At 74.4% G+C, this 26,974-nt stretch carries 23 protein-coding genes and 1 pseudogene; 15 read left to right on the forward strand and 9 right to left on the reverse strand.

Translation table 11 applies throughout. The features are described from left to right. From IO40_RS0127380 to IO40_RS37785, 3 genes are all read left to right on the forward strand, one after another. On the forward strand, positions 1-372 hold a 372-nt coding region (locus tag IO40_RS0127380), incomplete at its 5' end, for a hypothetical protein (protein ID WP_031176312.1). Positions 373-536: 164 nt separating this feature from the next. Further along, positions 537-1,541 carry a restriction endonuclease fold toxin-2 domain-containing protein gene (locus tag IO40_RS39510; protein WP_158706068.1) on the forward strand — a complete coding sequence of 335 codons (1,005 nt, stop codon included), beginning with the start codon at positions 537-539 and terminating at the stop codon, positions 1,539-1,541. A 112-nt stretch (positions 1,542-1,653) separates the two neighbouring features. After that, the gene (locus IO40_RS37785; RefSeq protein ID WP_135567107.1) at positions 1,654-2,010 is read left to right on the forward strand and encodes a hypothetical protein; all 357 of its coding nucleotides are present in this window, start codon (positions 1,654-1,656) and stop codon (positions 2,008-2,010) included. 490 nt (positions 2,011-2,500) lie between these two features. Here IO40_RS37785 and IO40_RS0127390 read toward each other — a convergent pair whose 3' ends face one another. The 8 genes from IO40_RS0127390 to IO40_RS0127425 form a co-directional block, all read right to left on the reverse strand. Continuing rightward, complete coding sequence (locus IO40_RS0127390; RefSeq protein ID WP_030407615.1) at positions 2,501-3,196, reverse strand: alpha/beta fold hydrolase; 696 nt, start codon at positions 3,194-3,196, stop codon at positions 2,501-2,503. Between the two features lie 127 nt (positions 3,197-3,323). Continuing rightward, positions 3,324-3,518 carry a hypothetical protein gene (locus tag IO40_RS0127395; protein ID WP_030407616.1) on the reverse strand — a complete coding sequence of 65 codons (195 nt, stop codon included), beginning with the start codon at positions 3,516-3,518 and terminating at the stop codon, positions 3,324-3,326. Further along, positions 3,487-4,344, reverse strand: coding sequence for a hypothetical protein (locus IO40_RS0127400; protein ID WP_031176313.1), 858 nt, complete (start codon positions 4,342-4,344; stop codon positions 3,487-3,489). The genes IO40_RS0127395 and IO40_RS0127400 overlap by 32 nt, the downstream gene beginning before the upstream one ends. Positions 4,345-5,117: 773 nt before the next feature. Continuing rightward, a complete protein-coding gene (locus IO40_RS0127405; protein ID WP_031176314.1) occupies positions 5,118-6,020 on the reverse strand; it encodes a DUF5707 domain-containing protein in 903 nt (300 codons plus the stop codon). A 244-nt stretch (positions 6,021-6,264) separates the two neighbouring features. Then, positions 6,265-7,191 carry a glycosyltransferase family 2 protein gene (locus IO40_RS0127410; protein ID WP_016469040.1) on the reverse strand — a complete coding sequence of 309 codons (927 nt, stop codon included), beginning with the start codon at positions 7,189-7,191 and terminating at the stop codon, positions 6,265-6,267. Further along, on the reverse strand, positions 7,188-8,093 hold the full coding sequence (locus IO40_RS34140; RefSeq protein WP_033229909.1) for a glycosyltransferase family 2 protein: 906 nt from the start codon (positions 8,091-8,093) through the stop codon (positions 7,188-7,190). Before IO40_RS34140 ends, IO40_RS0127410 begins: the two co-directional genes overlap by 4 nt. Positions 8,094-8,558: 465 nt before the next feature. After that, positions 8,559-8,750 (reverse strand): DUF2795 domain-containing protein, encoded by a 192-nt coding sequence (locus IO40_RS0127420; RefSeq protein WP_016469042.1) that lies wholly within the window; start codon positions 8,748-8,750, stop codon positions 8,559-8,561. Positions 8,751-8,926: 176 nt separating this feature from the next. Then, positions 8,927-10,237 (reverse strand): MFS transporter, encoded by a 1,311-nt coding sequence (locus tag IO40_RS0127425; protein ID WP_234336596.1) that lies wholly within the window; start codon positions 10,235-10,237, stop codon positions 8,927-8,929. A gap of 979 nt (positions 10,238-11,216) precedes the next feature. Between IO40_RS0127425 and IO40_RS0127430 the strand changes: the two genes are divergently transcribed. The 12 genes and pseudogenes from IO40_RS0127430 (at position 11,217) to IO40_RS0127485 (ending at position 25,744) form a co-directional block, all read left to right on the forward strand. Continuing rightward, entirely contained in the window at positions 11,217-12,206 is a 990-nt protein-coding gene (locus IO40_RS0127430; RefSeq protein ID WP_031176316.1) for an NAD-dependent epimerase/dehydratase family protein, read from the forward strand. A 78-nt stretch (positions 12,207-12,284) separates the two neighbouring features. Then, complete coding sequence (locus tag IO40_RS0127435; RefSeq protein ID WP_031176317.1) at positions 12,285-13,982, forward strand: carbamoyltransferase family protein; 1,698 nt, start codon at positions 12,285-12,287, stop codon at positions 13,980-13,982. After that, positions 13,979-15,010, forward strand: coding sequence for a glycosyltransferase family 2 protein (locus IO40_RS0127440; RefSeq protein ID WP_031176318.1), 1,032 nt, complete (start codon positions 13,979-13,981; stop codon positions 15,008-15,010). Before IO40_RS0127435 ends, IO40_RS0127440 begins: the two co-directional genes overlap by 4 nt. After that, on the forward strand, positions 15,001-16,383 hold the full coding sequence (locus IO40_RS39095; RefSeq protein ID WP_063835210.1) for an HAD-IIIA family hydrolase: 1,383 nt from the start codon (positions 15,001-15,003) through the stop codon (positions 16,381-16,383). The genes IO40_RS0127440 and IO40_RS39095 overlap by 10 nt, the downstream gene beginning before the upstream one ends. Next, positions 16,383-17,381: pseudogene (locus IO40_RS0127450) on the forward strand (glycosyltransferase family 9 protein); the annotation flags it as partial. The gene IO40_RS39095 and the pseudogene IO40_RS0127450, both read left to right, overlap by 1 nt. Positions 17,382-17,731: 350 nt before the next feature. After that, entirely contained in the window at positions 17,732-18,697 is a 966-nt protein-coding gene (locus IO40_RS0127455; protein ID WP_016469049.1) for a glycosyltransferase, read from the forward strand. Then, positions 18,697-19,992 carry a glycosyltransferase gene (locus tag IO40_RS0127460; RefSeq protein ID WP_041968827.1) on the forward strand — a complete coding sequence of 432 codons (1,296 nt, stop codon included), beginning with the start codon at positions 18,697-18,699 and terminating at the stop codon, positions 19,990-19,992. Before IO40_RS0127455 ends, IO40_RS0127460 begins: the two co-directional genes overlap by 1 nt. A gap of 125 nt (positions 19,993-20,117) precedes the next feature. After that, complete coding sequence (locus IO40_RS0127465; protein ID WP_078616360.1) at positions 20,118-20,783, forward strand: D-sedoheptulose-7-phosphate isomerase; 666 nt, start codon at positions 20,118-20,120, stop codon at positions 20,781-20,783. Between the two features lie 155 nt (positions 20,784-20,938). After that, entirely contained in the window at positions 20,939-22,495 is a 1,557-nt protein-coding gene (gene rfaE2, locus IO40_RS0127470; protein ID WP_016469052.1) for a D-glycero-beta-D-manno-heptose 1-phosphate adenylyltransferase, read from the forward strand. Further along, a complete protein-coding gene (locus tag IO40_RS39930) occupies positions 22,492-24,180 on the forward strand; it encodes a glycosyltransferase family 9 protein (protein ID WP_016469053.1) in 1,689 nt (562 codons plus the stop codon). The genes rfaE2 and IO40_RS39930 overlap by 4 nt, the downstream gene beginning before the upstream one ends. After that, positions 24,177-25,067: a polysaccharide pyruvyl transferase family protein gene (locus IO40_RS0127480; protein ID WP_031176322.1), complete on the forward strand. Its 891-nt coding sequence runs from the start codon at positions 24,177-24,179 to the stop codon at positions 25,065-25,067. The genes IO40_RS39930 and IO40_RS0127480 overlap by 4 nt, the downstream gene beginning before the upstream one ends. Before the next feature lie 119 nt (positions 25,068-25,186). Beyond that, on the forward strand, positions 25,187-25,744 hold the full coding sequence (locus IO40_RS0127485; RefSeq protein ID WP_016469055.1) for a type 1 glutamine amidotransferase domain-containing protein: 558 nt from the start codon (positions 25,187-25,189) through the stop codon (positions 25,742-25,744). Positions 25,745-25,920: 176 nt separating this feature from the next. On the opposite strand, the gene IO40_RS0127490 is transcribed toward IO40_RS0127485, so the two are convergent. Then, positions 25,921-26,478 carry a universal stress protein gene (locus IO40_RS0127490; protein ID WP_016469056.1) on the reverse strand — a complete coding sequence of 186 codons (558 nt, stop codon included), beginning with the start codon at positions 26,476-26,478 and terminating at the stop codon, positions 25,921-25,923. Between the last annotated feature and the right edge of the window lie 496 nt (positions 26,479-26,974).

Here is a 26,974-nt window from a genome sequence, read left to right on the forward strand (position 1 = left end):
ATGGCTGAGCGCACGGCCCGCAGCCTCACCCTCGTCCGTCACGTCCGGTGGAAGCTGCACATCGTCGGGCACCACGACGCGGCGCAGTCCTCGTTCCTGACGAGCAACTGGCGGGCCAGCAGCGCGCAGGACCGCGCCGACGCCCTCGCATGCCTCGCCCGGGACGCACAGAACCGTGTCCTTCCCCGGGCGGCGTCCGGGCCGGCCTTCACCCTCGCCACCCGCCTGCGCCGCGCCGCCCGCAACCACGACGACGCCGCAGGCCCGTTCACCGTCGAACCGGACGAGACCACCGACCCGGTGGTACAGATGCGCGCCGCCGTCCTCCTCGCCCACGCCGCACTCCGCAGCGACTGCTGGGCCAACACGTAACGGGCCGAGCCCGCACCAACCCGAAACCCCCAGCCGAGGGACCACCATGATCCACTGCCGTCAGCCCATGCACCGCATCGACGCCGGCTCGGTCATCGAGTACGGCTGCGCCGCCTGCGGCCACCAAGAGCTGGTCTTCCGCTGACGTCCGGATGAAGAGCCCCATGGCCCACCGCTCACCGCCGGGTTTCCCGGCCGCCGCCTACGCGCTGGTGACCAACCAGTCCCGACAGGTCCTGATCGTGCAGCCGCCCGGAACCGGGGGAGCGCCGTGGCGCCTGCCCGGCGGGCTCGTTGAACCCGGCGAGACACCCCGCGAGGCGCTGCGGCGGGAGCTGGCCGAGGAACTGGGCCTGGACCGGCAGGCAGACACGCTGCTCGCCGTCGAGTGGGTGCTGCCCCGCGCTCCCGACCGGCGGGCACGGGTCGTCTTCTTGTTCTCCACCCTCCCCGTCACCACCGCAGAGGCTGCCGGGCTGACGCTCCAGCGGGACGAGGTGGCCGCATGCCGCTGGGTGTTCATCCCTCTACCGTTTCCGCATATCCGCGTCCCCGCAATGCAATTGGCGAGCTTCAACGATGTGGATTTGAATACCCCTGCCCGCGATCCGATTCCGCCGGACCCCAATTCTGGGCACCGCATGTTGAGCCCGACAGAGAAGAAGAGATTCCGGACGTGGATGAACTCTCTCCCGGCTGAAGGATTCACCGGAGGAGGTGACCCTTCAAATCCAGACAATGCTTACCAGTTGCGCATATCCGGTTACCCGGAGCGGAAGGTTCCTCTTCCTGAACACGCCCCTGGCATCAGCAAGAAGGGGTTGCTGGTAGATGGCCTGCGTCCATCGGCCGGCTACGCGGTAGAGGCAAAACATGTACACAATCCCGACAAATGCAACACCTCTCGAAGTCTGGATGCGGTTAACAAAACCCTAGCCAGACCGCCGAAAATCGATGCCAAAGGTAACATGAAGTGGGATCCGCACCTAGATTCCATGTACCCAAAGGATGAAAAGAGCCTTCGGAGGCACCAGGCAGCTGTGGAAGACCCGCGAAACAAGGAGATACGGGGACTCGAAATTGTGACCAACTCCAAAGGGTCGGCAGCCTACTGGCAAAGCCTAATGGGCATGACTGGCGTAAAAGGCGACGCTCGATACGTACCGTGAGGAACGACAGTGAGTAATGATCCGCTGCGATACACATTCATTTTCACTCCACCGAAGGACGATGCCGCCTGTTGGGGGTTGAAACTCGCCGACTTCGCCGAGACTCTGAACAATGATTTCCCGGACTCTTCCACCTCATGGGATGAGGGCCCCCTGGGGCTCTCAATCTCTCAGCTTCGAACTGGAAATCATGCCCGAGGAGTGGCTCGAGGGCATCGTCAGCACACCGTACCCGAATACCGGCTCAGTGGTACTCGAACTCGCAACGCCGCTACTAGGAGCGGCATCTGCGAAGTGGCTTCGTGATTCCTACGTGCCCAGCTCCGCGCCTATCGAGGTCGTCACCGAGCTCGCCTTGGAAAATGGAGTAGACGATGTGCGCATCGTTCCATCAACCGGAGACCTGACCAGCATCGTGAGAGTCTTGGAGGATCATGTCGCACTAGTTGAGGAAGAAACCGGGGGATAGAGGCCGACTCTGCCCGCTCACGGACGGCGAACCAGTATGCCTCTTCGATTAGGACAAGGGCTCCGGGCCTGTAGTCAATTGCCCATATGCGCGGCGCCCTTCCGGGGGTTCGCGCTTGCGCGGAGCCGCCTCGGGCGCTGCGATAGTTCGACCACTTGTTTGCCCTCAGGCGAGCGCCACCAGCCGCGTCCGCCCCTCCACCGCCACTACTGCGCGAATACGCAGGTCACCGCCCTGCGAAAGACCAGCCATGTTTTGTGGCTCCTGCCGGGGGCGCCACCGGCCCGCCGTCGGCCGGGCCGCGTTCCGGCAGTTCAGAGCATCCAGCCCGCCGGCCCCCGACGTCGGACCTCCAGCCCGGCCGTCTGTCCTCCCCGTTGGAACATCCGAGGGGTGCGGTTTCTCCCAAGCCGGGTTCGAGCCGGTGCACAGCGGCGGCGGTCAGCTCGTCAGCCGTCTCTCGACGGTCCGGCCCCCTCCGCCACCGCGGTCACAGGTTCAGCAGTACATCTCGGACTGTGGCGGGGTGGGACAGGAACGGGTGGTGGCCGGCGGCGAGTTCGATGGTGTTGCCGGCCCGGCGGGCGAACTCTCGTTGCAGGTGTGGTGGCGTGCCCCGGTCCTGGGTGCAGACGAGGTACGTCGTGGGCACCTGCTGCCATGCGCTCGCCCCGACCGGTTGCCCGGTCACCCGTACGCTCTGCCGCGCGAGATGGTCCGCCGCCTGTGCCTGGGCCTCGGCGTCGCAGTCGTGCAAGAAGGTCTCCACCAGCAGTTCGGGGCGCACCCCGAAGGTGCCGGTCTCGGGGTCGGCGTCGAGGAACGGGGCGGGGCCGCCGTCACCGAAGTCCGACAGGCTCTGCCCGGCCTCGGGCAGATAGCTGGAGACCAGCACCAGGTGGCGTACCGAGCCGACGCCCGCGGCGGCCTCCGCGGTGACGATGCCGCCGTAGCTGTGGGCGACCACCACGGTCGGCTCGTCGCTGTCCAGCAGCACCTGCCGCACCGCCGCGACGTCCTCGGGCAGACCCGGGCCGCCGGTGCCCGCGGGCAGGCCCGTCTCACCGCAGCTCGGCAGCGCCGGGGCCACGCTCGGCACCCCCCGCTCGCGCAGCAGCGCGGCGGTGCGGTGCCACCACCACGACCCGTCCCTGACGCACGCCCCGTGCACGAACACGACCCTCATCGCTGCCCCGCCTCCACCCGAACCGGCTTTCGGGCAACGGTAGCCGCAGTCGCCGTCGCGGGGCTCTTCAGGGACGCCCCTGGGCACCGGCCGGGCCCCTCCGCCGGGGCCCGGCCGGTGCCCTCCCTCACTGGTCGCTCGGTGGAGTGGCGAAGGTGTATTCGCCGAGCAGGATGAACCGGCCGACCTCGGTGGTCCCGGGCACGCCGGTGAGCGGGACGGCGACTCCTTCTTTGAGTGCTCCGGTGAGGGAGTCGACCGGGTTGTAGGCACGCAGCACGATCTCGGCGTCACAGGGCAGGGGCTGGTCGAACTGGACCACCACCGTGACGGTGCCGCAGTAGCCGGGCGGCAGTTGGGGGGGAGCGCGTGTACACCTCGTCGCCCGGCGGATAGATCTGCACCGGCGGCAGACTGAACGGGAACTGCTGGTCGGTGCTGGAGACGATCGCGACACCGGCGGGCAGATTGGTGCCGGAGATACCGAAGGTGTACTTCGTCCAGGTCTTGTCCAGGTTGCAGAGGGCCAGATCGTCGAGGAGGTACGTCTTCCGCTCGCACGGGATGACGTCGATGTTGCGCCAGCCGACGTTGGGGTTGTACCGGACCCAGTTGACGTAGTCGGCGTTCGAGTTGAACGTGGGCAGCTGCGGGGGCATGGGGTGGGCGGGCGTGTCCACGGTGGTGATCATGCAGTAGTGCCCCGGGGGTGTCTCCGGCCAGACGAAGGCGTACCTGCTGACGCAGATCTGCCCGGGAGGGATCTCCCTGCCGCCGCCGCGGACGGTGAACGGCACGGTCGTGGCGCCGCCCGACGCGGTGATCCGGTGCCATTCCCGCGGGTCCAGGAACAGTCCTCCGCGGGCGTAGTAGAGCCTGACGTCGCCGGAGGTCGGACAGCCGCTCTTCAGGTTCCGGCCCCGGACGTAGATGCGGTTGAGCTCTCCTTGGACGACGGGGTGCCGCAGTCCGAGGTCGGGGCCGTCGTAACTGGACTCCAGCAGGTCGAAGTCGAGGATGTCGCTGCCGAAGGGGATGATGTCGGGGGACCGCCAGATGGGCTGGGACGTGGGTGTCTGTCCCCGGTCCTGGAAGTTGTCCCTGACCAGGATGTCCTCCCAGCCGGCGTTCACGGCTTCCGCGTTCATGGTGCCTCCCGCGCGATCGGTGCGTGTCGGACGGCGGACAGCCCGTGCGGTACGCCCCCCCATGGCCCCCCCCGTCTGCCGCCGGCGCCCCGCTGCTTGGCCAATTGGCTGCTTGGCTCTGGACTGCGGCGCCGCTGAGTCACGCAACGGGAAGCACCGGTTCTTCGCCGGCGTGCGGTTCGGACGGAGGCTTCGCGTATGCGGTTCGGACGGAGGCTTCGCGTATGCGGTTCGGACGGAGGCTTCACATGTGCGGTTCGGGCCCAGACTTCGCGCCAGAGGGGCGTGCTGGTCTTCCCGCCGGTGGGGCTGCCCTGCAGTGGTCGGGTCGGTGCGTCTACCCGGAAAGCGCGCTCTTCGGACCACCGCCGATGGCGGCCGTCCTCATCGGCGGCCGGACATGTGGTCGCCGGATCTGTCGGTGAGCCGGTCCTGTCGTATCGGGACGGCGAGCGCCCCCCGGTGTCCGTCCGCAGACGGCAGCACAGCCTGGATTCCCAGGTCATGGGGGGCGGAGAAGCGTCCCGACACAGCCAAGGTAGTGCGCCCGGCCCACCCGCCCAATCATTCGTAAGAGTGAATGGCGTCCTGGAGGTTGCCGGCCCCGGGCACAGGCGCGCCCGGCGCCGACAGGGCCCGGCCGCATGTGCGGCCGGCCCGTTGCCGACGCCGGGCGGCGAGGGCCCGGTGCCCGTCGATCAGGGGCACCGGGCCGGTGTGGCGGGGCCGTTGGGTACGGCCCCGCCACAGGTGGTGCGGTGGGGCGCCGGCCGTCAGCGGACGTCCACGCAGTCGCCGGACGAGGTGACCGACGGCGTGGTGGAGGTGCCCGCGAAGGTGTAGCGGTAGCAGGTGTCCTTGCTGGCGGTGCGGGTCGTCTTGACGACACCGGCGGACGAACCGCTGCCCGACGTGTACGTCTTGGACGAGGTGTAGGAGCCGCCGCTCGCCGGGCGGGTCTGGAGCGTCACCTTCTGCTTGGTGTAGCCCGCGTACTTGCCGGTGTCCCAGTTGGCACGGGTCAGCTTGCCGGTGATGGTGAGGGTCTTGCCCTTCTTGATCGGCTCCGGCGCGGCGTTGGCCGTCAGCTTCGAGTAGCGCTGCAGCTTGAAGGACTTGGCGTTGTCCTTGTCGGTGAAGTCGCCGTCCTGGCCGGCCGCGATGACGCTCACCTTCCAGGTGCCCGCCATGTTGTTGTACAGGTCGATCTTCGGGTCGATCGTGTACGTCAGTTTGCAGTCGGCGCTGGTGGCCGACGTGGCCGTGCAGACGGCCTCGTCCTCGTTCGGCAGGAGGCCCGCCTTCATGTCCTCGAACGTGTCGCCCTGCCACAGGATGGCGTCGGCGAACTCGATGCCGGAGTCGTCGGTGACGGTGAAGCTCACCTTGACGGTCTTGGCCTTCGTGGTGCCCAGCGCGACATTCTTGCCGCCGTTGACGACGACGGAGGAGACCTTCGTGTCGCCGATGCCGTCGTCCGGCACCGCACGGGCGCCGAACCCGGCGGCGTCACGGTGCGCCGAGGTGGCCTTGCGCAGGTCCGCCTCGTGGGCGGCCCGGACGGACGAGACGGTGTCGCCCTTCGAAGCGGCGGTGGCGGCCTGCGCGGCCGGTATCGCCAAAGCGGTCAGGGCCAGGGCGCCGCTCACGGCGGCGGCAGTGGCACGCATACGCATGTGTTCCCCATTGGGAGAAGGGGCCCGGCGAGCCGGCTGCTCGCTGGGGCCCAAGTGTCGAAGGAGTCTGTTGACTCGGCTGTGAAGATTCTCGGGAGGTCCGGAAGGTTGCACGGACGTGAAGAGATAACGATTTCTTTACCGACAAGCGGCATTTCACCTGTCATCCACGGACCTGCCGGGCACTCCCGTCATCACACCCGATGCGGCACGAAGAACGGGACCCCCGCGGCCCCACCGGGGGTCAGCCCACGTACTGGCGTGCCGTCGATGCCCGTTGGGCCTCTTCCAGCAGGGTCAGACGGCGCTCGACCGGGGCGGGCACGGGGCGGCGTTCGGACAGCACCCAGGGCAGGCCCGCCGCGGCGCGGGCGAACGCACGGACGCTGGCGGCATCGCGGGGCACCGAACGGGCCAGGTACCAGGTGCGGCTCAGCGCGGCGGGCAGCGGCCGGCGCAGCCACGTGTACCAGAGGGTGTTGCGCAGCCCGTCCACGCGCCGGCCGGTCGCGTCCCGGGCCCGCGAGGGTGCGTGGTGGACGGTGAGCTCTTCCGCGAAGCTCAGCCACCAGCCGCGCACCGCAAGATCGGTGGCCAGCAGTTCCTCCTCGCCGCCCAGCCACAGCCGGGGGTGGAAGCCGCCGGCCGTACGGAAGGCGGACACCCGCAGACAGGTGGCCGCCGCCAGGAAGGAGCCCAGCGCGGGGCCGGGCAGCCAGGCGGGGCCCGGCACCGGGGAGATGCGCAGCTCTTCCACGACGGGGTCCTCGGTGCCGTCCGGCTCCACGACGATGCGGGCGACCACACCGGCCAGCAACGGGTGCGCGTCCAGGCGGTCGGCGGCGGCCCGCAGCGAGCCGGGCGCCCACCAGGAGTCGTCGTCGCAGAAGGCCACATAGGGCGTGGTGACGTGGCGGACGGCCAGATTGCGGCCGACGGCACCGGTGTTGCGGCCCGGTTCCAGCAGCGTCACCCCGGGGTGCGCGGCGCGGACGGCGGCCGGGGAGCCGTCGCGGGACGCGTTGTCCACGACGATGACGCGGGGCCGCTCGGGCAGCCGGGCCAGCAGGCCCAGGGTGTGCAGCAGTTCGTCCTTGCGGTCCCGGGTGATGACGACGACGGTCACGCGGCCGTCCGGACCCTGCGGGGCACCCGCGGGGGTGGCGGTCATGCCGGTGCCCCCTCCACCAGACGGGCGGCCCGCTCGACCGGGGGCGGGAGGGGACGGCGGTGGCGGAGGGCCGCGGGGAGACGGGGCAGCAGCTCCCGGGCGGCACGGCGGGCCCCAGGGTCGTGCAGCGCGTCCCCGCACAGGGCCGCCGTCCGGCGCAGGGCGACGGGGAGGGGGCGGCGCAGCCAGGCGATCAGCAGTTCGTTGCGGCGGACGAGGGCCTGCCGGCCGGGGCGCGGCGCGTCGGCCGGGGAGTGCCGGGCGACGACCTGCGGGCAGTGGATGACCTCCCAGCCCGCGGCGGCCAGGTCGTAGGCGAGCAGGGTCTCCTCGGCGCCGAAGAACAGCAGCGGGTGGTAGCCGCCCACGTCCAGGTAGGCATGCCGGCGGACGACGGCGGCACAGCCGAGGAAACCGAGCACCCTGCGGCTGCCGGGGGCGGACCCGTCGCCCAGCGGGGAGGCGGCCAGTACGGAGTTGAGCGGATCCGGACGCCCCTCGTCCCCGACGGTGATGCCCGCCGCCAGCAGGCCCGTGGCGGGCCGGGCCGCGAGGATGTCCACCGCCGTGCGCAGCGCGCCGGGCTCCCACCAGGAGTCGTCGTCGCTGAAGGCCACATACGGGGTGCGCAGGGCTTTGACGCCCTCGTTGCGGGCCAGCGCGCCCCGGTTGACCGGCAGCCGCAGGAGCTGCACACCGGGGAAGGAACGGGTCACCATGGCGGCCGTACCGTCCCGGGAGGCGTTGTCCACCACCAGGACGCGGGGCTCCTCCGGCAGGGCCAGCAGCCGCTCCAGCGTCGCGGCGAGGGTGCGCTGTCTGTCGCGGGTGGCGATGACGACCCCGAGCTGCTCGCGGAGACTCCCGCCGGACGGGCGCCGCCCGGTCTGGCCGGCGGGCACCGGCGGGGCCTTGTCCCGCACCCCTCGGCCGCTGCCGCGGGATGCGCCGCCGTGGGGGGCGTCAGGGGCGTCGCCGCTCGGGGGGCCGGCCGGTGCGGGGCTCTCCCCCGTGGCGTCGTGGGGGCCGGGTGTGCCGTCGTATGCCGCGCCGCCGCAGCGGGTGCCGGGCGCGTCGGCCACTCCCCACGGGCCGGCCGCGTCGCCGTGGGCGCCGGGCGCGCGCTGTCCGTCGCCGTCGGGGGTGGTGGGGGGAACCATGTCGCGCCTCGTCTCCTCGGCTGCGGGCGGCCGGGTCCGGCGGGGAGTGCGGAGAGGGAGAAGAAGGGATGGGGGAGAGGGGAAGCCCGGGTCCGCGGGGCCGGCGGCGCCGGTCGTCGCGGACCCGGGCCGGCGGGCCGTGGCACCCGCCGGGGCCCGGCCCCGGGATCGGTCAGGAACGCCGCCCGGGAACGGCAGCCCTGAGTGTCAGCCCCGGAACATCTCCTTCTCGACCTGATCGGGACCGTCGATCCGGTCGCTCTTCATGTGGGAGATCTTGTCGACGACCTTGTCGCTCGCCTTGTTCTTCCTGGCGAGGTCGGTCAAGGTCTTGCGGTCCGTGGGGTAGGAGGCTCCCTTGAGGGCCTGCTGGACCTCGATGGGGTTCACGTCGCTCATCGCGTCCTCCGTCGGGTGGTGCGGGTGGTACCCGGGTGGCACACAAGGACGCCCGAATGTCCCTTATGCCCTTCCTGCTCCCCCATGGTGGGAGCACCGGATGCGCCCCGCAACACCAGCCACCGGCGCCGCGGGGACGCCGGTGACCGGTCACCGGACACAGCCGGCGGAGGCCGTCAGGCCGCCGCCGGTTCCGTCTCCGGTACGGCGCCCGCACCCGTGGTGGCGGGCTCGGCGGAGGTCCGGCGGAAGGCGGGCTGCGGCAGCCGCACCGGGCGCCGCTGCAACAGCTGGGCCGCGCCGGTGACGGCGACGATGGCCAGGCCGCCGACGATCAGCCCGCCCCGCGCCCCGGCGAACTCCATGAGCGCACCCAGCAGCGGCGGACCGACCAGGCCCCACCCGGTGCTGGCGCTGCGCCACACCCCCAGCACGCGGCCCCGCATATGGCTGGGCGGCTCGGTCTGGAGCACGGTGGTGCCGGCCGTGTCGGAGACGGACTCGACCACGGCCATCGGCGCCACCAGCACCAGCAGCAGGACCAGCGACGGGGACAGCCCCGCGACGGTCTGGAGCAGGGCACCGGCCGCGGCGAGCACGGCCACGTGCCGCACCGACGGTTTGCGCAGGCAGCCGGCGAGCACGGCGCCGGCCATACCGCCGACCGCCAGCACGGTCGAGACGGTGCTGAAGGCGCCGGCGCCGGCCGCCAGCGGGCCGGTGACCAGGACGGCGAGGGTCAGCTGGTAGTTGCGGCCGAAGATGGCGGAGATACCGGTGATGGCGGCCAGGGCGACCAGCCGGGGGTTGCGCGCGAAGTACACGAGGCCCTCGCGCGTCCCGCCGCCCGTCGCCGGGCGCCGCCGGGGCCGTCCCGTGCGTCCCGCCGCGGGGGCGGGGGCCGGCCGCTCGTGCGCGGTCTGCGGCTCGCGCTCCTCCTCGGGGGCGAGCTTCAGGAACGGGATGACGGTGGCCACCGCGAGGAACGACAGTCCGTTGACGACGTACGCGGACGCCATGCCGAACCAGGCGACGGCCGCACCCGCCGCGGCCGTACCGATCAGCCGCCCGGCGCTGTGCACGACGGAGCCCAGGGCGATGGCCGAGGGCACGTCCTTCCGTTTGACCAGGTCGTTGCCGAGCAGCGAACAGGCGGGGTTGTCCACGGTGGCGATGGAGCCGGTGACGGCGGCGAGCACCATCAGCAGCGGCACCGTCAGCACGCCGAACGCCACGAAGGCGGCGGTGGCGAAGGCCACCAGGCCCAGCAGGGCCTGGCTGACCGAGGCGGTCAGCTTGCGCGGCCAGGAGTCGACGAGGCTGCCGCCGACCAGGCTCAGCAGCAGGCCGGGTGCGGCCTGCACGGCCAGGGACAGACCGGTGGTGGCGGCGGAGCCGGTGATCTGGAGGACGAGCAGGTTCTGCACCGTCAGCTGCATCCAGGTGCCGACGTTGGAGACGAGGTTCGCCGCCGACCACCAGCGCATGCTGGGGTAGCGCAGCGAACGCCAGGGACTCCGCTCGGACCGCGAGCCCTTCCCGGGCTTGTCCGCGGGCTTCTTCGCGGGCTCGGAGGACTCCGTGGCCCCGGAGGAGCCAGGGGAATCAGCGGACCCGCCGTACTCCGCGGTTCTCGCCGGCCCGGCGGCACTCGCCGAGCCGGCGGAATCACCCGCGTCGGCGGACTCACCCGCGTCGGCGGGCTTCGCCGAATCGGCGGTCTTCACGGATTCCGGGGGCGCCTGTGCCACTCGGTCGCGTCCGGCGGCGGACGGCACGGGGAGGCGGTCACGCAGTTTCCGGACGCGGGAGATCTTCCGCTGTCCGGGAACAGCGGGAGCAGCGCCGGGCGCACCTGCGGCACCAGGGGTGCCGGGCGTTTCGGGACCGGCCTTGTACGGGGATGCGGGGGCCGGGTCTTCCCCGGCCGGGCTGCCGTCGGCCGTACCGGTCACATCCGGTGCGGCCGGTATCGGGCCCTCGGCAGTCGGGTGATGAGGCATGAGGGAATTCGCGCAGGAAGACAGCAGGAAGACAGGGGGTGGGAAGGAAGGGGATGCGGGAAGGACGTCGAACTGCCGGAAGCAGTCCGGAAGCAGTCCGGAAGTACTCCGGAAGCGGTCCGGAAGCGATTCCTTCCGACGTCCTCAGCCATATTCACAGACGGTTTTCGCCGACTCGGTGACGACTCCCGCCGACCAGGCTCCGGATACCTGCCTGCACCCCCTCCTACCAGGGGAAAAGGGTGCCGGGTTGCCTTGCTCACAGGGGCGTACGGGAAAAGGGAGACGGTCACGGTGGGTTCATGACTGACCGCACCGTAGAGCGGTCGCGCACGGTGCGTAGCGCCACGGTGAGCAGCGCTCGGAAGCTCCTCGGTTGCGACGCGGTGGGGGGCACCTCAGGCTGGTGAGGGCGAGCACATGGCTGCCTCGTGAGAACTCCGCGAGATGCGTAGGAGTGTCCATGGTTTCGACTCCTCATTCCGTTCCCCGGTTCCGGCACGCCGTCGTCACGGGCGGGGCGGGATTCCTGGGCTCGCATTTGTGCACGGCGCTGCTGGAATCGGGCAGTGAAGTCACCTGTGTGGACGACTTCTGCACCGGGCGGCGGGAAAACGTGGCGCATCTGGCGGACCGCCCGGGATTCACGCTCATAGAAGCCGACATCTGTCATCCGTTCGATGTCGAGGCCGGCGCCTCGGGCGCTTCCGCTCCTCCCGATCTCGTGCTGAATTTCGCCTCTCCCGCCTCTCCCGCGGACTATCTGCGCATGCCCCTGCACACGCTGGAGACGGGCAGTGCGGGCACCCGCAACGCGCTGGCGCTGGCCCGCCGGTACGGGGCCCGGTTCGTGCACGCCTCCACCTCCGAGGCGTACGGCGACCCCCAGGAGCATCCGCAGAGCGAGCGGTACTGGGGGCATGTGAACCCGGTCGGGCCGCGCAGCGTGTACGACGAGGCCAAACGGTTCGGCGAGGCGCTCACGGCGGCGGAGGCCCGCAGCCGGGGCGCCAACGTGGGCATCGTCCGGCTCTTCAACACCTACGGGCCGCGGATGCGCGGGTACGACGGCCGGGCGGTCCCCACCTTCGTGCGGCAGGCGCTGGCCGGGGAGGAGCTGACGGTGACCGGTGACGGCCGCCAGACCCGTTCCCTGGCGTACGTCGACGACACCGTGCGCGGCGTCCTGGCCATGGCGGGCTCCGAGCTGCTGGGACCGGTCAACATCGGCAACCCGGACGAGATCACCATGCAGCACCTGGCCGAACTGGTCATCGAGCTGACCGGTTCCTCCTCCGGCCTGCGGTTCATCGAACGGCCCAGCGACGACCCGGCGGTGCGCTGCCCCGACATCACCCTGGCCCGCGGCAAGCTCCAGTGGGAGCCGACCGTGCCGGCCTGGGAGGGGCTGGAGCGCACCATCGCCTGGTTCCGCGGGCAGGCCGCCGGCTGATCTCCGCAACGACTCCGCCGTCGGCTCCTTCGGCGACGCAAGGCCCGTCGGCTCCCTCGGCGAAAGGCAAGGCAGAACATGCGTGTTCTCGGTATCAACGCCCTCTTCCACGATCCGGCCGCCGCCCTCGTCGTCGACGGGCACACGGTGGCCGCCGCCGAGGAGGAGCGGTTCTCCCGCCGCAAGCACGGCAAGCGGCCGGTGCCGTTCGCCGCCTGGGAACTGCCCGTCAAGGCCGCCGCGTGGTGTCTGTCCGAGGCGGGCCTGCGCCCCCAGGACATCGACGCGGTGGCCTACTCCTTCGACCCCGACCTGGCCAAACCCGCCGTCGACATGGGCCTGGACGACCCGTGGGACCCGCTGCGGCTCACCTACGCACGGGAGGCGCCGTCCTTCCTGTGCGACGCGCTGCCGGGCCTGGAGCGGGAGAAGGTGCACTTCGTGGCGCACCACCTGGCGCACGCGGCCTCCAGCGCCTTCGCCGCGCCCGGCGCCGAGCACTCCTCGGTGCTGGTGGTGGACGGACGCGGCGAGTCCACCTCGCACCTGGCGGGCCGCCGCCGCGGCGGTGTGGTGGAGCCGCTGGCGAGCCAGCAGCTGCCGCACTCGCTCGGGCTCGTCTACGAGGAACTGACCGCCCACCTGGGGTTCCTGCGCTCCTCCGACGAGTACAAGGTGATGGCGCTGGCCTCCTACGGGAAACCCCGGATGGCCGCCGAACTGGCCCGGTACGTGCACTCCACGGGCGACGGCGGGTTCGTCGCCAAGAACGTGCCCTGGGAGTCGTTCGCGCCGCCCGCCGAGCCGGGGCGCGGCTGGTCGCAGGAGCACGCCGACCTGGCGGCCAGCGCCCAGAAGTGCCTGGAGGACACACTCTTGGACATGGCCCGCTGGCTGCACGGGCGCACCCACGACAAGGTGCTGACGATGGCGGGCGGCGTCGCCCTCAACTGCGTCGCCAACGCGCGGATCGCCGCCGAGGGCCCCTTCTCCCGGGTGTGGGTGCAGCCCGCCGCCGGTGACGCGGGCACCGCGCTGGGCGGGGCGCTGGCGCTGGCCTCGCGCGGCGGGGACGTCACCGAACCGATGGCCGGCGCCGACCTGGGCCGGCGGTGGAGCGACGAGGAGCTGCGCCGGTGGCTGACGGACGCCGCGGTGCCGTTCGAGCAGCCCGACGACGTGGCGGAGACGGTGGCGCAGGCGCTCGCGGACGACGCGATCGTCGCCTGGTTCCAGGGGCGTGCCGAGTACGGGCCGCGCGCCCTCGGGCACCGCTCCCTGCTGGCGCACCCCGGGCGGGCCGCGAACCTGGAGCGGCTCAACGACGTCAAGGGCCGCGAACAGTTCCGCCCGGTGGCGCCCATGGTGCTGGAGGAACGGGCGCCGGAGATCTTCGACGGGCCGCTGCCCAGCCCCTACATGCTGTTCGTGCACCAGGTGCGGCCCGCCTGGCTGGACCGCATCCCCGCCGTGGTGCACACCGACGGCACCGCCCGCATCCAGACCGTCAGCAGTGCGAAGGAGCCGCTGGTGGCGCGGATGCTCGCCGCCTTCGAACGGCTCACCGGGCTGCCCGTCGTCGTCAACACCAGCCTCAACACCGCCGGCCGGCCCATGGTGGACGACCCGCGCGACGCGCTGGAGTGCTTCGGCTCCTCCCCCGTCGACCTGCTGGCCATCGGCCCGTACGTGGTGCGCCGGGCCGACTTCTTCCGGCGCCCCGACGAGAGCGCGCCCGCCGCCGCGGCCGGCGTCCCGCGGGGTGAGGCGGCGTGAGCACCCCGCAGCACACCGACGGCCCGGCGTACTGCGTCGTCGTCCCCACCCTCGGCAGACCGTCCCTGAACCGGACCCTCCAGGCACTGGCCGAGGCCGGGCCGCCGCTGCCGCGCCGCATCGTCCTGGTGGACGACCGGCCCGCGCAGCAGTGCGACCCGCTGCCCGTCCAGGTGCCCGAGGCCCTCGCCGATCTGGTCACCGTCGTCGACGGGGCCGCCGCCGGCCCCGCCGCGGCACGCAACGTCGGCTGGCGGGCCGCCGACACCGAGTGGATCGCCTTCCTCGACGACGACGTCGTCCCCGGCCCGGACTGGACGCGGCGGCTCGCCGCCGACCTGGCCGCGGCCGACGCCGCCCCGGACCGCACCGCCGGCACCCAAGGGCGCATCACCGTCCCCCTCCCCCAGGACCGGCCGCCCACCGACTGGGAGCGCAACACCGCCGGACTGGCCACCGCCCGCTGGATCACCGCCGATATGGCCTACCGGCGGACCGCACTGGAGGCCGTCGGCGGATTCGACGAACGCTTCCGCCGCGCCTTCCGCGAGGACGCCGACCTGGCGCTGCGGCTGGACGCCGCCGGCTGGCGGATCGCCGAGGGCGAGCGGCAGACCGTCCACCCCGTGCGCGCCGCCGACCGCTGGGTGTCCGTCCGCGCCCAGCGCGGCAACGCCGACGACGTCTTGATGAACCGCCTCCACGGACCCGGCTGGTGGCGCCGCGCCGGAGCCGAACGCGGCCGGCTGCCCCGGCACCTGGCCGTCACCGCCGCCGCCTGCGCCGCACTGGGCGGACTGGCCACCGGCCGCCCGCGCGCCGCCGCGCTGCTCGGCGGCCTGTGGCTGCTGGGCACCGGCGAGTTCTTCTACGCGCGGCTGAGCCCCGGCCCCCGTACCCGCGACGAAAGCCTCACGATGGCCCTCAGCAGTCTGCTCATCCCCCCGCTGGCCACCTTCCACTGGACCCGCGCCCGGCTCCAGGCGCCACCCGCCCGGTGGTACGACGGTACGGGGGTGTGGCCGTGAGGATCCGCGCCACCACCCCGCGCCCGGACCACCCCGGCGCCGAAGCCGGCAGCGTGGTACTGCGCGCCCCGGCCGCCACCTGGTACCAGGACGGTACCGCCGGGCCGCTGCTGCGCATCCCCCGCCACCCGCCCCCGGCCGCGGCCACCGGCACGCCCGCCGGGGCCGGGGCACCCCGGGCCGTGCTGTTCGACCGGGACGGCACCCTCGTCGAGGACGTCCCGCACAACACCGACCCCGCCCGGCTGCGGCCCCGGCCGCACGCCCGGGAAGCCCTGGAAGTGCTGCGGGCCGCCGGGGTGCGGGCCGCCGTGGTCACCAACCAGCCCGATCTGGCCCGCGGCGTCCTCACCCTGCCGCAACTGGAAGCGCTCCAGGCGCGGATGGAGGAACTGCTGGGCCCGGTCGAGGTGACCGCCGTGTGCCCGCACCTGCCCGAGGCCGGATGCGGCTGCCGCAAACCCGCGCCCGGCCTGGTGCACGCCGCCTGCCGGCTGCTGCGGCTCGCGCCCGCCCGGACGGTGGTGGTCGGCGACATCGGCACCGACCTGCTGGCCGCCCACCGGGCCGGTGCCCCCAGCCTCCTCGTCCCCAACGAGGCGACCCGGCGGGAGGAGACCGAGGCGGCCCGCTGCACCGCGCCCCACCTGGCCACCGCCGTCCGCACCCTGCTGGGCGGCCCGGCGACACGCGCCCGGCCCGCACCCACCGCATCGCGGGGCGCCGCCCCCGCAGACCGGCCCGGGACGGCCACCGGCACGGGCGGGGCCGGCACGGAGCAGAGCACCGTAGCCACCGGGCAGAGCTCGACCGCCACCAGCCCGGACGGGGCCCACAAGGAACAAGACACCGCCGCCACCAGGCAGGGCTTGAGCGCCACCGATCGGACCGGGGCCACCACCATGCCGAACGGCACCACCACCGGACAGGCCGCAACCACCAGCCCGGGCGGAGCCGCCACGGTGCAGGACGCGAGCGCCTCCAGCCCGGGCGGAGCCGGCACGGTGCAGGGCGCGAGCGCCACCGGCCCGGGCGGAGCCGGCACGGTGCAGGGCGCGAGCGCCACCGGCCCGGGCGGAGCCGGCGTGGGACCGAGCACCGCCGCCGCAGCGCGGGACGCGAGCACCACCAGTCCGGGCGGAGCCGGCACAGGGCTGAGCACCGCCGCCACCGGGCAGGGCGCAACCACCAGCCCGGGCGGTGCCCGCAGGGAACAGGACACTGCCGCCGCCGGGCAGGGCGGGAGCGCCGGACAAGGCGGGGCCGCCGCCGCACGGACCGGTACCGCCGCGGAGCAGCGTGGGGCCGCCACGGTGCGGGGTGTGGGCGCCGGCGGGCGGGGCGGGTCCGCCACCGAGCGGGGAGGTCGCTGATGGGGGGCCCGCGCACGCTCGTGGTGCGGCTCGACAGCGTCGGCGACGTCCTGCTGGCGGGGCCGGCCGTACGGATGGTGGCGGCCGGATCCAGCCGGGTCACGCTGCTGGCCGGCCCACTGGGCGAGGCCGCGGCCCGGCTGCTGCCCGGGGTGGACGAGGTCCTCACCTTCGACGCGCCCTGGGTGGGCCGCGACCCCGCACCGGTGGACGGGGACACCACCGGGCAGTTCGTCGAACGGCTGGCCCGCGAACGCTTCGACCGGGCACTGATCCTCACCTCCTACCACCAAAGTCCGCTGCCGACGGCGCTGCTGCTGAAGCTGGCCGGCATCCCGTGGATCGCCGCCGACAGCGAGGACTACCCCGGCTCACTGCTCCAGCTTCGGCACCGCCGCGCCCGCGGCCGGCACGAGGCGCGCGCCGCGATGGACCTGGCGGCGGCGGCCGGGTTCGCGCTGCCGCCCGGCGACACGGGGACGCTGGCGATCCAGCCGCCGCCGGACACCGGCCCGCTGACCGGCACCGACCCGTACGTGGTCGTCCACCCGGGGGCGACCGCGCCAGCCCGCGCCTGGAGCGAGCGGCGGGCGGCCCGCGCGGTGGCGGCGCTGGCCGGGGCCGGGCACCGCGTGGTGGTCACCGGCGGCGAGTCCGAGAAGGAGCTGACGGCGGCCGTCGCCGGGGAGCACGCCCTCGATCTGGGCGGACGCACCGGGCTGCACGAGCTGGCCGGGGTGCTGGCCGGGGCCCGCGCGGTCGTCGTCGGCAACACCGGGCCCTCGCATCTGGCGGCTGCCGTGGGCACCCCGGTGGTCTGTCTGTTCGCGCCCGTCGTACCGGCCGGGCGGTGGGCGCCGTTCGGGGTGCCGCACGTGCTGCTCGGCGACAGGGACGCGCCGTGTGCGGGTTCCCGCGCCGTCCACTGCCCGGTGCCGGGGCACCCGTGTCTGGAGGGCATCGAGGACGCCGAGGTGCTGGCGGCGCTGGACCGGCTGCCGCCGCCGTCCCGGCCGAGGCACACCCCCGGGCCGCCCGGCACGACACCCTCGCCCGCCCCCACGGACGCGGACGCAACCACGGAAGCGGCCTCATCCACGGAAGCGGCCTCACCCGCAGAGGCGGCCGGCCCCACCGAGGCGGCCGGCCCCACGGGCACCCCCGCCCCTTCGGGGCCCGCCACCACGGACGACCCGGCCGACCCCGCCGACGCGTCCCGCACCACCAGCGCGCCCGACTCCACCAGCACACCCGACCCCACCAGCGCATCCGGCCCCACCAGCGAGCCCCGCCGTGCCGCCCCGTCGGTGGCCCCCGGCAACGCCCGTCCGACCTTGGAGACCGGCCCATGAACATCCTGATCTGGCACGTGCACGGCTCGTGGACCACGGCGTTCGTGCAGGGCCCGCACACCTATCTGGTGCCGGTGCTGCCCGACCGCGGCCCCGACGGGCTCGGCCGCGCCGAGACGTTCGCCTGGCCCGACTCGGTACGGGAGGTGACGCCCGCCCAGCTCGCCGAGGCGGACGTGGACGTCGTCGTCCTGCAACGCCCGCACGAGGAGGAACTGGCCACGCGCTGGCTGGGCGGACGCCGGCCCGGCCGGGACGTGCCGGCCGTCTACCTGGAGCACAACGCGCCCGACGGGAACGTGCCCGACACCCGCCACCCGTACGCCGACCGACCCGACGTCCCGCTGGTGCACGTCACCCACTTCAACCGGCTCTTCTGGGACAACGGCAGCACGCCCACCACCGTCATCGAGCACGGCATCGTCGACCCCGGCCACCAGTGGACGGGGGAGCTGCCGCGGGCGGCCGTCGTCGTCAACGACCCGGTGCGGCGCGGCCGGTACGTCGGCACCGATCTGCTGCCCGCGCTCAGCGAGGCGGCGCCGCTGGACGTGTTCGGCATGCGGACCGAGGCCCTGGCCGCCCACCTGGGCCTGGCCCCCGAGCGCTGCCGCGCCCAGGACCTGCCGCAGGAGCGGCTGCACACCGAACTGGCCCGGCGCCGCTGCTATCTGCACCCGGTGCGCTGGACGTCGCTGGGCCTGTCGCTGCTGGAGGCCATGCACCTGGGCATGCCGGTGGTCGCGCTGGCCACCACGGAGGCCGTCGAAGCGGTGCCCGAGGGCGCCGGGGTCCTCTCGACCCGGCCCGAGGTGCTGGCCGAGGCGGCCCGCCGCTATCTGCACGAGCCCGAGGCCGCCGCCGAGGACGGGGCCCGCGCCCGGCGCGCCGCGCTGGGCCGCTACGGGCTCAAACCGTTCCTGCACCGCTGGGAGCGGCTGTTGGAGGAGGTGACCCGCTGATGACGGCCGAGAAGACCGGAGGGGCCGCGCGCAAGGCCCGCGCCCCGGGCAGGGAACGGCTGCGCATCGCACTCGTCTCGGAGCACGCCAGTCCGCTGGCGGCGCTGGGCGGCGCCGACGCGGGCGGCCAGAACGTGCATGTGGCGCGGCTGGCCGAGACCCTGGCCGGGCAGGGCCACCGCGTCACCGTCTACACCCGCCGTGACTCCCCCGACCTGCCGGAGCGGCTGCCGCTGCGGCACGGGGTGGACGTCCACCATGTGCCGGCGGGCCCGCCCGAACCCGTGCCGAAGGACGAACTGCTGCCCTACATGGGGCTCTTCGGCGCGTTCCTGTCCACCCAGTGGGCGGCGGAGCGGCCCGATGTGGTGCACTCCCACTTCTGGATGTCGGGGCTGGCCACATTGCAGGCGGCGCAGGAGCGGGCGCTGCCGTTCCTGCACACGTACCACGCGCTGGGCACCGTGAAGAAGCGGCACCAGGGCGACGCGGACACCAGCCCCGGTGAACGCATCCCCTGCGAGCGGGCGGTGAGCGCCGCCTGCGACCGGATCGTCGCCACCTGCCGGGACGAGGTGACCGAGCTGGCCCGGATGGGCGTGTCCGCCGACCGGGTGTCGGTGGTGCCCTGCGGGGTGGACCCGGACGTGTTCACGCCCACCGGTCCGGTGTGGCCCCGCCCGGCGCGGCGCCCGCTGCTGGTGCAGGTGGGACGGCTGGTGCCGCGCAAGGGTGCGGCGCTGTCGATCGCCGCGCTGGCCCGGGTGCCGGGCGCGGAGCTGGTCATCGCCGGCGGCCCGGCGGGGCCCGCGCTGGACGACGATCCGGAGGCGGTGCGGCTGCGCCGGCTGGCCCGCGAGGCGGGGGTGGCCGACCGGGTGCATCTGACCGGCGGGCTGCCGCGCGAGGAGATACCGCCGCTGCTGCGGGCGGCCGACGCGGTGCTGTGCCCCGCGGACTACGAGCCGTTCGGCATCGTCCCGCTGGAGGCGATGAGCTGCGGCACGCCGGTGGTGGCGACCCGGGTCGGCGGCCAGTGCGACACCGTCGCGCACCGCGGTACGGGGCTGCTGGTGCCGCCGCGGGACGTGGAGGCCCTGGCTGCTGCGGTGCGCACCCTGCTGGCGATGCCCGCGCGGGGCCGGGCGTACGGCGCGGCCGGGCGGCGGCGGGTGCTGTCCCGCTACAGCTGGACCCGCGTCATGCACCAGACGGAGGACGTCTACCGCCGGGTGCTGGCCGCCCGGGCGGCGTCCCCCGCGGCCCGTCCGGTCGTCGTCCCTGCGGTGCCGTGAACCGCCCCGCCGCCGGCGGCGGCACACGCTGCCGCCACGGCCCGTCCGGCACGCCCGAATCACCGTCCCCGAGCGCGAAGGAGGGAGGCCGTACCGGCCGCGTCCCGGCCGTACGGCCCACCGGCATGCTTCCTGTGGACCCCGCACTCACCCACTGCCAGGCGCTGGAAGAGGCCGTCGGCGTCTTCCGGGAGGCGCACTCGGCCCATGTGACCGCCTGGGGCGAGGAGCTGGCCGAGGCGCTGCACGGCGGCGGCCGGCTGCTGGCCGCGGGCAACGGCGGCAGCGCCGCCCAGGCCCAGCATCTGACCGCGGAACTCGTCGGCCGCTACCAGGCCGACCGCAGACCGTACTCGGCGATCGCCCTGCACGCCGACACCTCGGCGGTCACCGCCATCGGCAACGACTACGGCTACGCGGACGTGTTCGCCCGCCAGGTGACCGCGCACGGCCGGCCCGGCGACGTGGTGCTGCTGCTGTCCACGTCCGGGCGGAGCGAGAACCTGGTCAACGCGGCGCTGGCCGGCCGCCGGGCCGGGCTGCGGGTGTGGGCGCTGACCGGGCCCGCGCCCAATCCGCTGGCGGCGGCGGCCGACGACGCGCTGTGCGTGGCCGCGGCCACCACCGCGACGGTGCAGGAGGTGCACCTGGTCGCGGTGCATCTGCTGTGCGAGGCGTTCGACGCAGCACAGGAGCTGGCCGAGGACGTGCCCGCCGCGACCGCGCCCCCGCCGACGGCCGGGCGGGGCGTGCGGCTGACCGCCGGTGAGGGCGGCCCGCCGCCCGTCTGACCGCCGGCCCTGCCCTTCCCACCGGTCGCGCGGTCCGTCCGGGTTCTGCCCCGAAGGGCCCGGACGGCCGGACGGACCCGCCACCGGTTCCGTCCCGTCCGGTTCCATCCCCGTCCCCGCCCGACCCGTCCCCGTCCGCAGTGAAGGAGGCGTGCATGCCGCGCAACCGTCCGCTCGTCGTCGTCGGCGACACCCTGCTCGACACCGACGTCGAGGGCCGGGCCAGCCGGCTGGCGCCGGACGCCCCCGCCCCGGTGCTGGACGTGTCGGAGGAACACAGCAGGCCCGGTGGGGCGGGGCTGGCCGCTGTCCTGGCCGGCGCGTTCTGCCGCGACCCCGTGCGGGACGCGCTGCCCTCCGTCCTGCGGGCGGAGCGGCCCGGCCCGGACGGCTTCGCCGGACAGGACCCGGACCGGCCGGAGATCGTGCTGGTCACCGCGCTGGGCCAGAGCCGCTCCGACCAGCTCGTGCGGGACCTGCTGGCGCCGCGGGTCACGGTGCTCGAACTGCCGCTGCGCGGCAGCGTGCCCGTCAAGACGCGGCTGTGCGCCGACGGCCGGCCGCTGCTGCGGGTGGACCGGGGCGGCGGCACCGTCGGTCCGGTCACCGACGAGGTGCGGGCCGCGCTCGCCGGGGCGCACACCGTGCTGGTCTCCGACTACGGACGCGGCGTCGCCGCCCGGCTCCGCGCCGAACTGGCCGTACTGGCCGGGCACACCCAGGTGGTGTGGGACCCGCACCCGCGCGGCGAACCACCGGTGCCCGGCGCCCGGCTGGTCACGCCCAACGCCGCGGAGGCGCGGGCGCTGTGCTCGGACCAGTACCCCGATCTGGACGGCGACGGGCCGCACGGGCACGGGCGGCGCGGCGCGGCCCTGGCCGCGGAGTGGCGCAGCGCCGCCGTGGCCGTCACCCTCGGCCGGCGCGGCGCGGTACTGGCCCGGCCCGGGGACGAGGCACCCCTGTACTTCCCGCCCCTCCAGGAGGCCGACGGCGACCCCTGCGGCGCCGGTGACTGCTTCGCGGCGACCGCCGCCCGCGCCCTGGCCGACGGTGCACTGCCGGAGGAGGCCACGCACGAGGCGGTGCGCCGGTCCGGTGCGTTCGTCGCCGCGGGAGGGGTGCGCAACCCGGCGCTGTGGGGCGGGGTGCCCGGTGGTGCGGCCGGGCACCCGGTGCCGGCCGCACCGGGACGCGGACCGGGCGGTTCCCTGGCGGACGCGCGTGCGCTGGCCGCCGACGTACGGGCGAGGGGCGGCACCGTGGTCGCCACGGGCGGCTGCTTCGACCTGCTGCACGCCGGCCACGTGGGCATGCTGCAGAACGCCCGCCGCACCGGCGACTGCCTCATCGTCTGCCTCAACTCCGACGTCTCGGTGCGCCGTCTCAAGGGCGAGGGCCGCCCCATCACGCCCGAGGCCGACCGGATCTCGGTCCTGGCCGGGCTGGACTGCGTGGACGCGGTCGCCGTCTTCGACGAGAACACCCCCGAACGGCTGCTGCGGGAGCTGCGCCCGCACGTGTGGGTGAAGGGCGGCGACTACGGCACCGAACGGCTGCCGGAGGCGGCCACGTTGGAGGAGTGGGGCGGACGGGTGCTCCTCCTGCCGTACCTCGACGGCCGCTCCACCACCGCGCTGGCCCGCCGCGCCGCCGACCACCACGGCGCGGCACGCGAGAGCACGGACCGCCCGGGAGTGGAGTCACCGTGACCCCCGAACGGCCCGGCCCTGACATCGGCCGACACGCCGGTCACCGCGTCGGCCACCATGCCGGTCGGCGCACCGACCGGCATGGTGGTCCGGAGACCGGCAAGCACACCGGTCAGTGCACCGGCCCGGTCAGCAGCCACCACACCGGCCTGGACGTCGGCCGAGGCACCGACCCGGACGCCGGTCGAAGCCCCAGTCCCGGCCCCGGCACCGGCACCAACCCGGACGCCGGTCGAAGCCCCGGCCCCGGCACCGGCCGGCGAACCGGTCAGGGCCCCGGACAGCACACCGGCCCGGACCCCGGCCGAGGAACCGAGCACCACACCGGCCGGGAGGCCGGCCCAGGTACCGGCCCGCGCACCGACGGCCACACCGGCCCCGCCACCGGCCGGTATGCCGGCCACCGAACCGGTCAGCGCGCCGGCCACCGAACCGGTCAGCACACCGGCCCCGGCCCCGCTCAGCACACCGGCCACCACACCGGCCCGAACGCCAACCCCGGCACCGGACAGCGCACTGACAACCACACCAGCCACCACACGACCCAGGACACCAGCCACCACACCACCCCGGCCGGGGTGGCCGAGGCCCCGGAGTCGTTGCCGTTGCCGTTGCGGGCGGGGGCCGGTGCGGGCGCCGACCGGCCCCGCACGCTGGTGCTGCGTGCCCTGGGGCTGGGCGATCTGCTGACCGCCGTGCCGGCACTGCGCGCCCTGCGGCGGACGTATCCCGGGCACGAACTGGTGCTCGCCGCGCCCCGGTGGCTGGCGGAGGTGGCGCGGGACGCCGAGGTGGCCGACGTCCTGCTGCCGGCCGAGGCACCCGGCCGCGAGGTGCCCGCCGTGCGCTGGCCGTGGCCGGTGCCGCCCCGGCTGGCCGTCGATCTGCACGGCAACGGCCCCGCCAGCCGTACGGCGCTGGCCGCCACCGCGCCCGTCCGGCTGCTGGCCTACGCCGACGGTTCGGGCCCCCGATGGCGGCCCGACGAGCACGAGCGGGACCGCTGGTGCCGGCTGCTGTCCTGGTACGGCGTGCCCGCCGACCCCGGCGACCTGCTGGTACGCCGCCCACGGGCGGCCTCCCCCGCGCCCGGCGCCGTTCTGCTGCACCCCGGGGCCGACGCGGCGGCACGCCGGTGGCCGCCCGGACGGTTCGCCGAGGTGGCCCGCGCACTGCGCTCGCGCGGCGTGCGGGTGGTCGTCACCCACGGCCCCGGCGAGCACGCCCTGGCGCACGAGGTGGCCGGGCGGGCCGGGCTGCCGTCCGACGCGGTGCCCGGCGGGCGTGCGGGGCTGCCGTTCGCGGTGCTGGCGGCGCTGGTCGCCGAGGCCCGCGCGGTGATCGTCGGCGACACGGGGGTGGCGCACCTGGCTTCCGCGCTGGCCACACCGTCGGTCGTCCTGTTCGGCCCCGTCTCGCCGGCGCTGTGGGGACCGCCCGCTCATCCGCGGCACCGCGCCCTGTGGCACCCGGACCCGGGTGGGGGCCCGCGGCCCGGTGACCCGCACGGCGCCCGGCCCGACGCCCGGCTGCTGCGGATCACCCCGGCCGAGGTCCTCGACGGCTGGGCGGCCCTCCCGCCGCCGGGCGCACCCGTGGTGGCGGACGGCGCCGGGGCGAGGGGCGGCGCGCCATGGGCGCCTCATGCCGCGGGGCACGCCGTCCGTCCGGATGTGGTCGCATGACGTTCCGCCGGGCCCTGCTGACCGGCTGGTTCAGCTTCGCCGACGGGGAGGCCACCGCCGGGGACGTGCTGGCGCTGCGCCGGGCCGAACAGGTGGTGCGTCAGGCCTCTCAGCCCTACGACGTGGCCTGGAGCCCGGCGTTCCGCCCCGGTGAGCTGTCCTTGGAGACCGTACGGCCGCAGCGCTACGACCTGCTGGTGTTCGTGTGCGGGCCCCTGCACGGGCCGCAGGTGGCCGCTCTGCACGAGCAGTTCGCGCACTGCCGGCGGATCGCCGTCGGCGTCTCCGTCATCGACCCGCACTCGCCCGCCGTCCGCGGCTTCGACCAGGTGATCGCCCGGGACGGGCCGTCACTCACGGCGCGGCCCGACCTGTCCGCCGCCACCCGGCCGCCGCAGGAGCCGCCGCCCGTCGTCGCGACGGTGCTGACCGCGGGCCAGCACGAGTACGGGGACCAGCGCCGCCACGACGAGACGGTACGCCGTGTCACCGCCTGGCTGGGCGCGCACGACTGCGCACGGCTGCCGTTGGAGACCCGGCTCGACACCCGCGACTGGCGGCTGTGCGCGACCCCGGAGCAGTTGGACGCGCTGCTGCGCCGGGCCGATGTGGTCGTCACCAACCGGCTGCACGGGCTGGTGCTCGGGCTGCGCAGCGGGGTGCCCGTCGTGGCGGTCGATCCGGTGGCGGGCGGCGCCAAGGTCAGCGCGCAGGCGCGGGCGCTGGGCTGGCCCGCGGTCATCCCCGCCGAGCGGCTGGACGGCGAGACGCTCCAGCACTGGTGGGACTGGGTGCGCGGCGAGGGCCGCGGCCGGGCCGCCGCGTACGCCGCCGGGGCGCCTCCGGACCCGCTCGCCCAGGAGCTGCGCACCGCTCTCGCCCCGTGACGGCCCGCAAACCTCCTCCGGCCACTTTTCTCCCGATTTTCTCCCGATTTGACACTTTTGGCCGAGCTGGGAGCCTGTTGGGGTGAGGCCGCGCCACCCGACAGAGAGGCAACGGCACCATGACCGACGAACTCCGCGGCAAGAAGGTCGCGATCCTCGCCACCGACGGGGTCGAGCGCATCGAAGTGGAGGAACCGCGCGGCGCGCTGCACGCGGCCGGGGCCGAGACCGAACTGGTCTCCCTCCACGACGGACAGATCAGCGCCCGCCAGTCGGACCTCGAACCGGCCGGCACCTTCCCCGTCGACAGGCAGGTCGCCGACGCCTCCGTCAACGACTACGACGCGCTGCTGCTGCCCGGCGGCACGATGAACCCCGACCAACTGCGCACGGATTCCGACGCCGTCGCCTTCGCCCGCGCTTTCGTGGAGGGCGGCAAGCCTGTGGCGGCGATCTGCCACGGCCCCTGGACCCTCGCCGAGGCGGGCGTCCTCAGTGGACGGCGCCTCACCTCCTGGCCCAGTATCCGCACGGATCTGCGGAACGCCGGGGCGGAGGTCGTCGACGAGGAGGTCGTGGTCGACCGCAACCTCACCTCCAGCCGCGGCCCGCAGGACCTCCCCGTGTTCTGCACGACCATGGTCGACCAGTTCGCGAAAGCCCTCCAGCCCGCCTGACGCCGGGTGGGCCCCGGCCGCGCGAATCCGGCCCCGCCCCGGACCGGCGCCGACGGCCTGACACCGGCTCGGCCCTCGGCGCCGAACGGGCGCCGGACGCCGATCCCGGCCGCCGGCACCGCCCCCGTAACCGGGCACCGGTCATCGCCTGCTCCGGGCCCGGGTACGGGCGCCGGTCAGGCGGTGGCGGCGCCGCCGGGGAGAAAGTCCTCGACGGTGGCCCGGCGGATGCTGCCCCGGTAGCGCCGGGGCAGCCGCGGCACGGGCACCGTCAGCACGGGGCACACCGCATGCGCCAGCACCCGCCGCGTGGTGCTTCCGCGCCGCCGTCCGCCGCGGGTGCCGATGACGAGCCGGTCCTCGCCCCGCGCGGCGGCCTCGCACAGTGCCCGCCAGGGCCGGTCGCGGACGATCCGCCGCTCGACGGCGACGACACCGGCCGGGTCGCCGCCGAACACGTCGTCGAAGGCCCGCGCCAGCCGTGCGCGGGCCTCCCCGTGCCAGTGCTCGATCCAAGCCCGGTCCGGCCGCAGCATGTAGGCGGCCTCCCCCTCGGGCGGTTCCCAGGCGTGTACGGCCACCAGAGGGCGCCCCGTGGCGCGGGCCTCGCGGGCCGCGGCTCCGAGCGCGGCGAACCCGGCGAGTGTGCCGTGGACGCCGACGACGATCCGCCCGGTGCCGCCGACGGGCCCGTCGCCCGGGTGCGGTCTCGCCGTCCCTCCGTGGTCGTGCATGCTGCTCACCCCTCCCGATGCGGCCACCGTTCCTCTCGTCACGGCTCGCCCCGCAGTGCTGGTGTGGGTGAGTGTGGTGCCGATTGGCCCCGCGGAACAGGTCCAATGACGGGGGATTGACCTTCTCCCGCTGGCAGGCGGGGAGGGTTTCCGGGGCCAATACGCGGCGCCGGGCGAGCCGTACGCGGCTGGACGAGTGCCCCACGACGGTGACAACGGTGCGGGCCACGCCCGTCCGGAACACCCGGCATGACCCGGCTCCCGGTCACCCCACGCCCCCGAGGCCCCGCTTCCCCGGCCCTCGTACGAGACCTCCGGCCCCGGCCCCCAGGCCCCGGGCCCGAGGGGAGCCCGTTCCCCCAGGCCTCCCCTCGGGCACCCCTCCCCAGGGGCCTCCCCATGCGGGACTCCCGTCCCGCGTACGCCCCGGACAGCCCCGGGCTCCCCGTGTTGGCCCCCGTGCCGTGCACACCCTCGGGCCACCGGCCACCGGCGC

Origin of the sequence: Streptomyces albus subsp. albus, assembly GCF_000725885.1 — a bacterium.
GTDB classification, from domain to species: Bacteria; Actinomycetota; Actinomycetes; order Streptomycetales; family Streptomycetaceae; genus Streptomyces; species Streptomyces albus.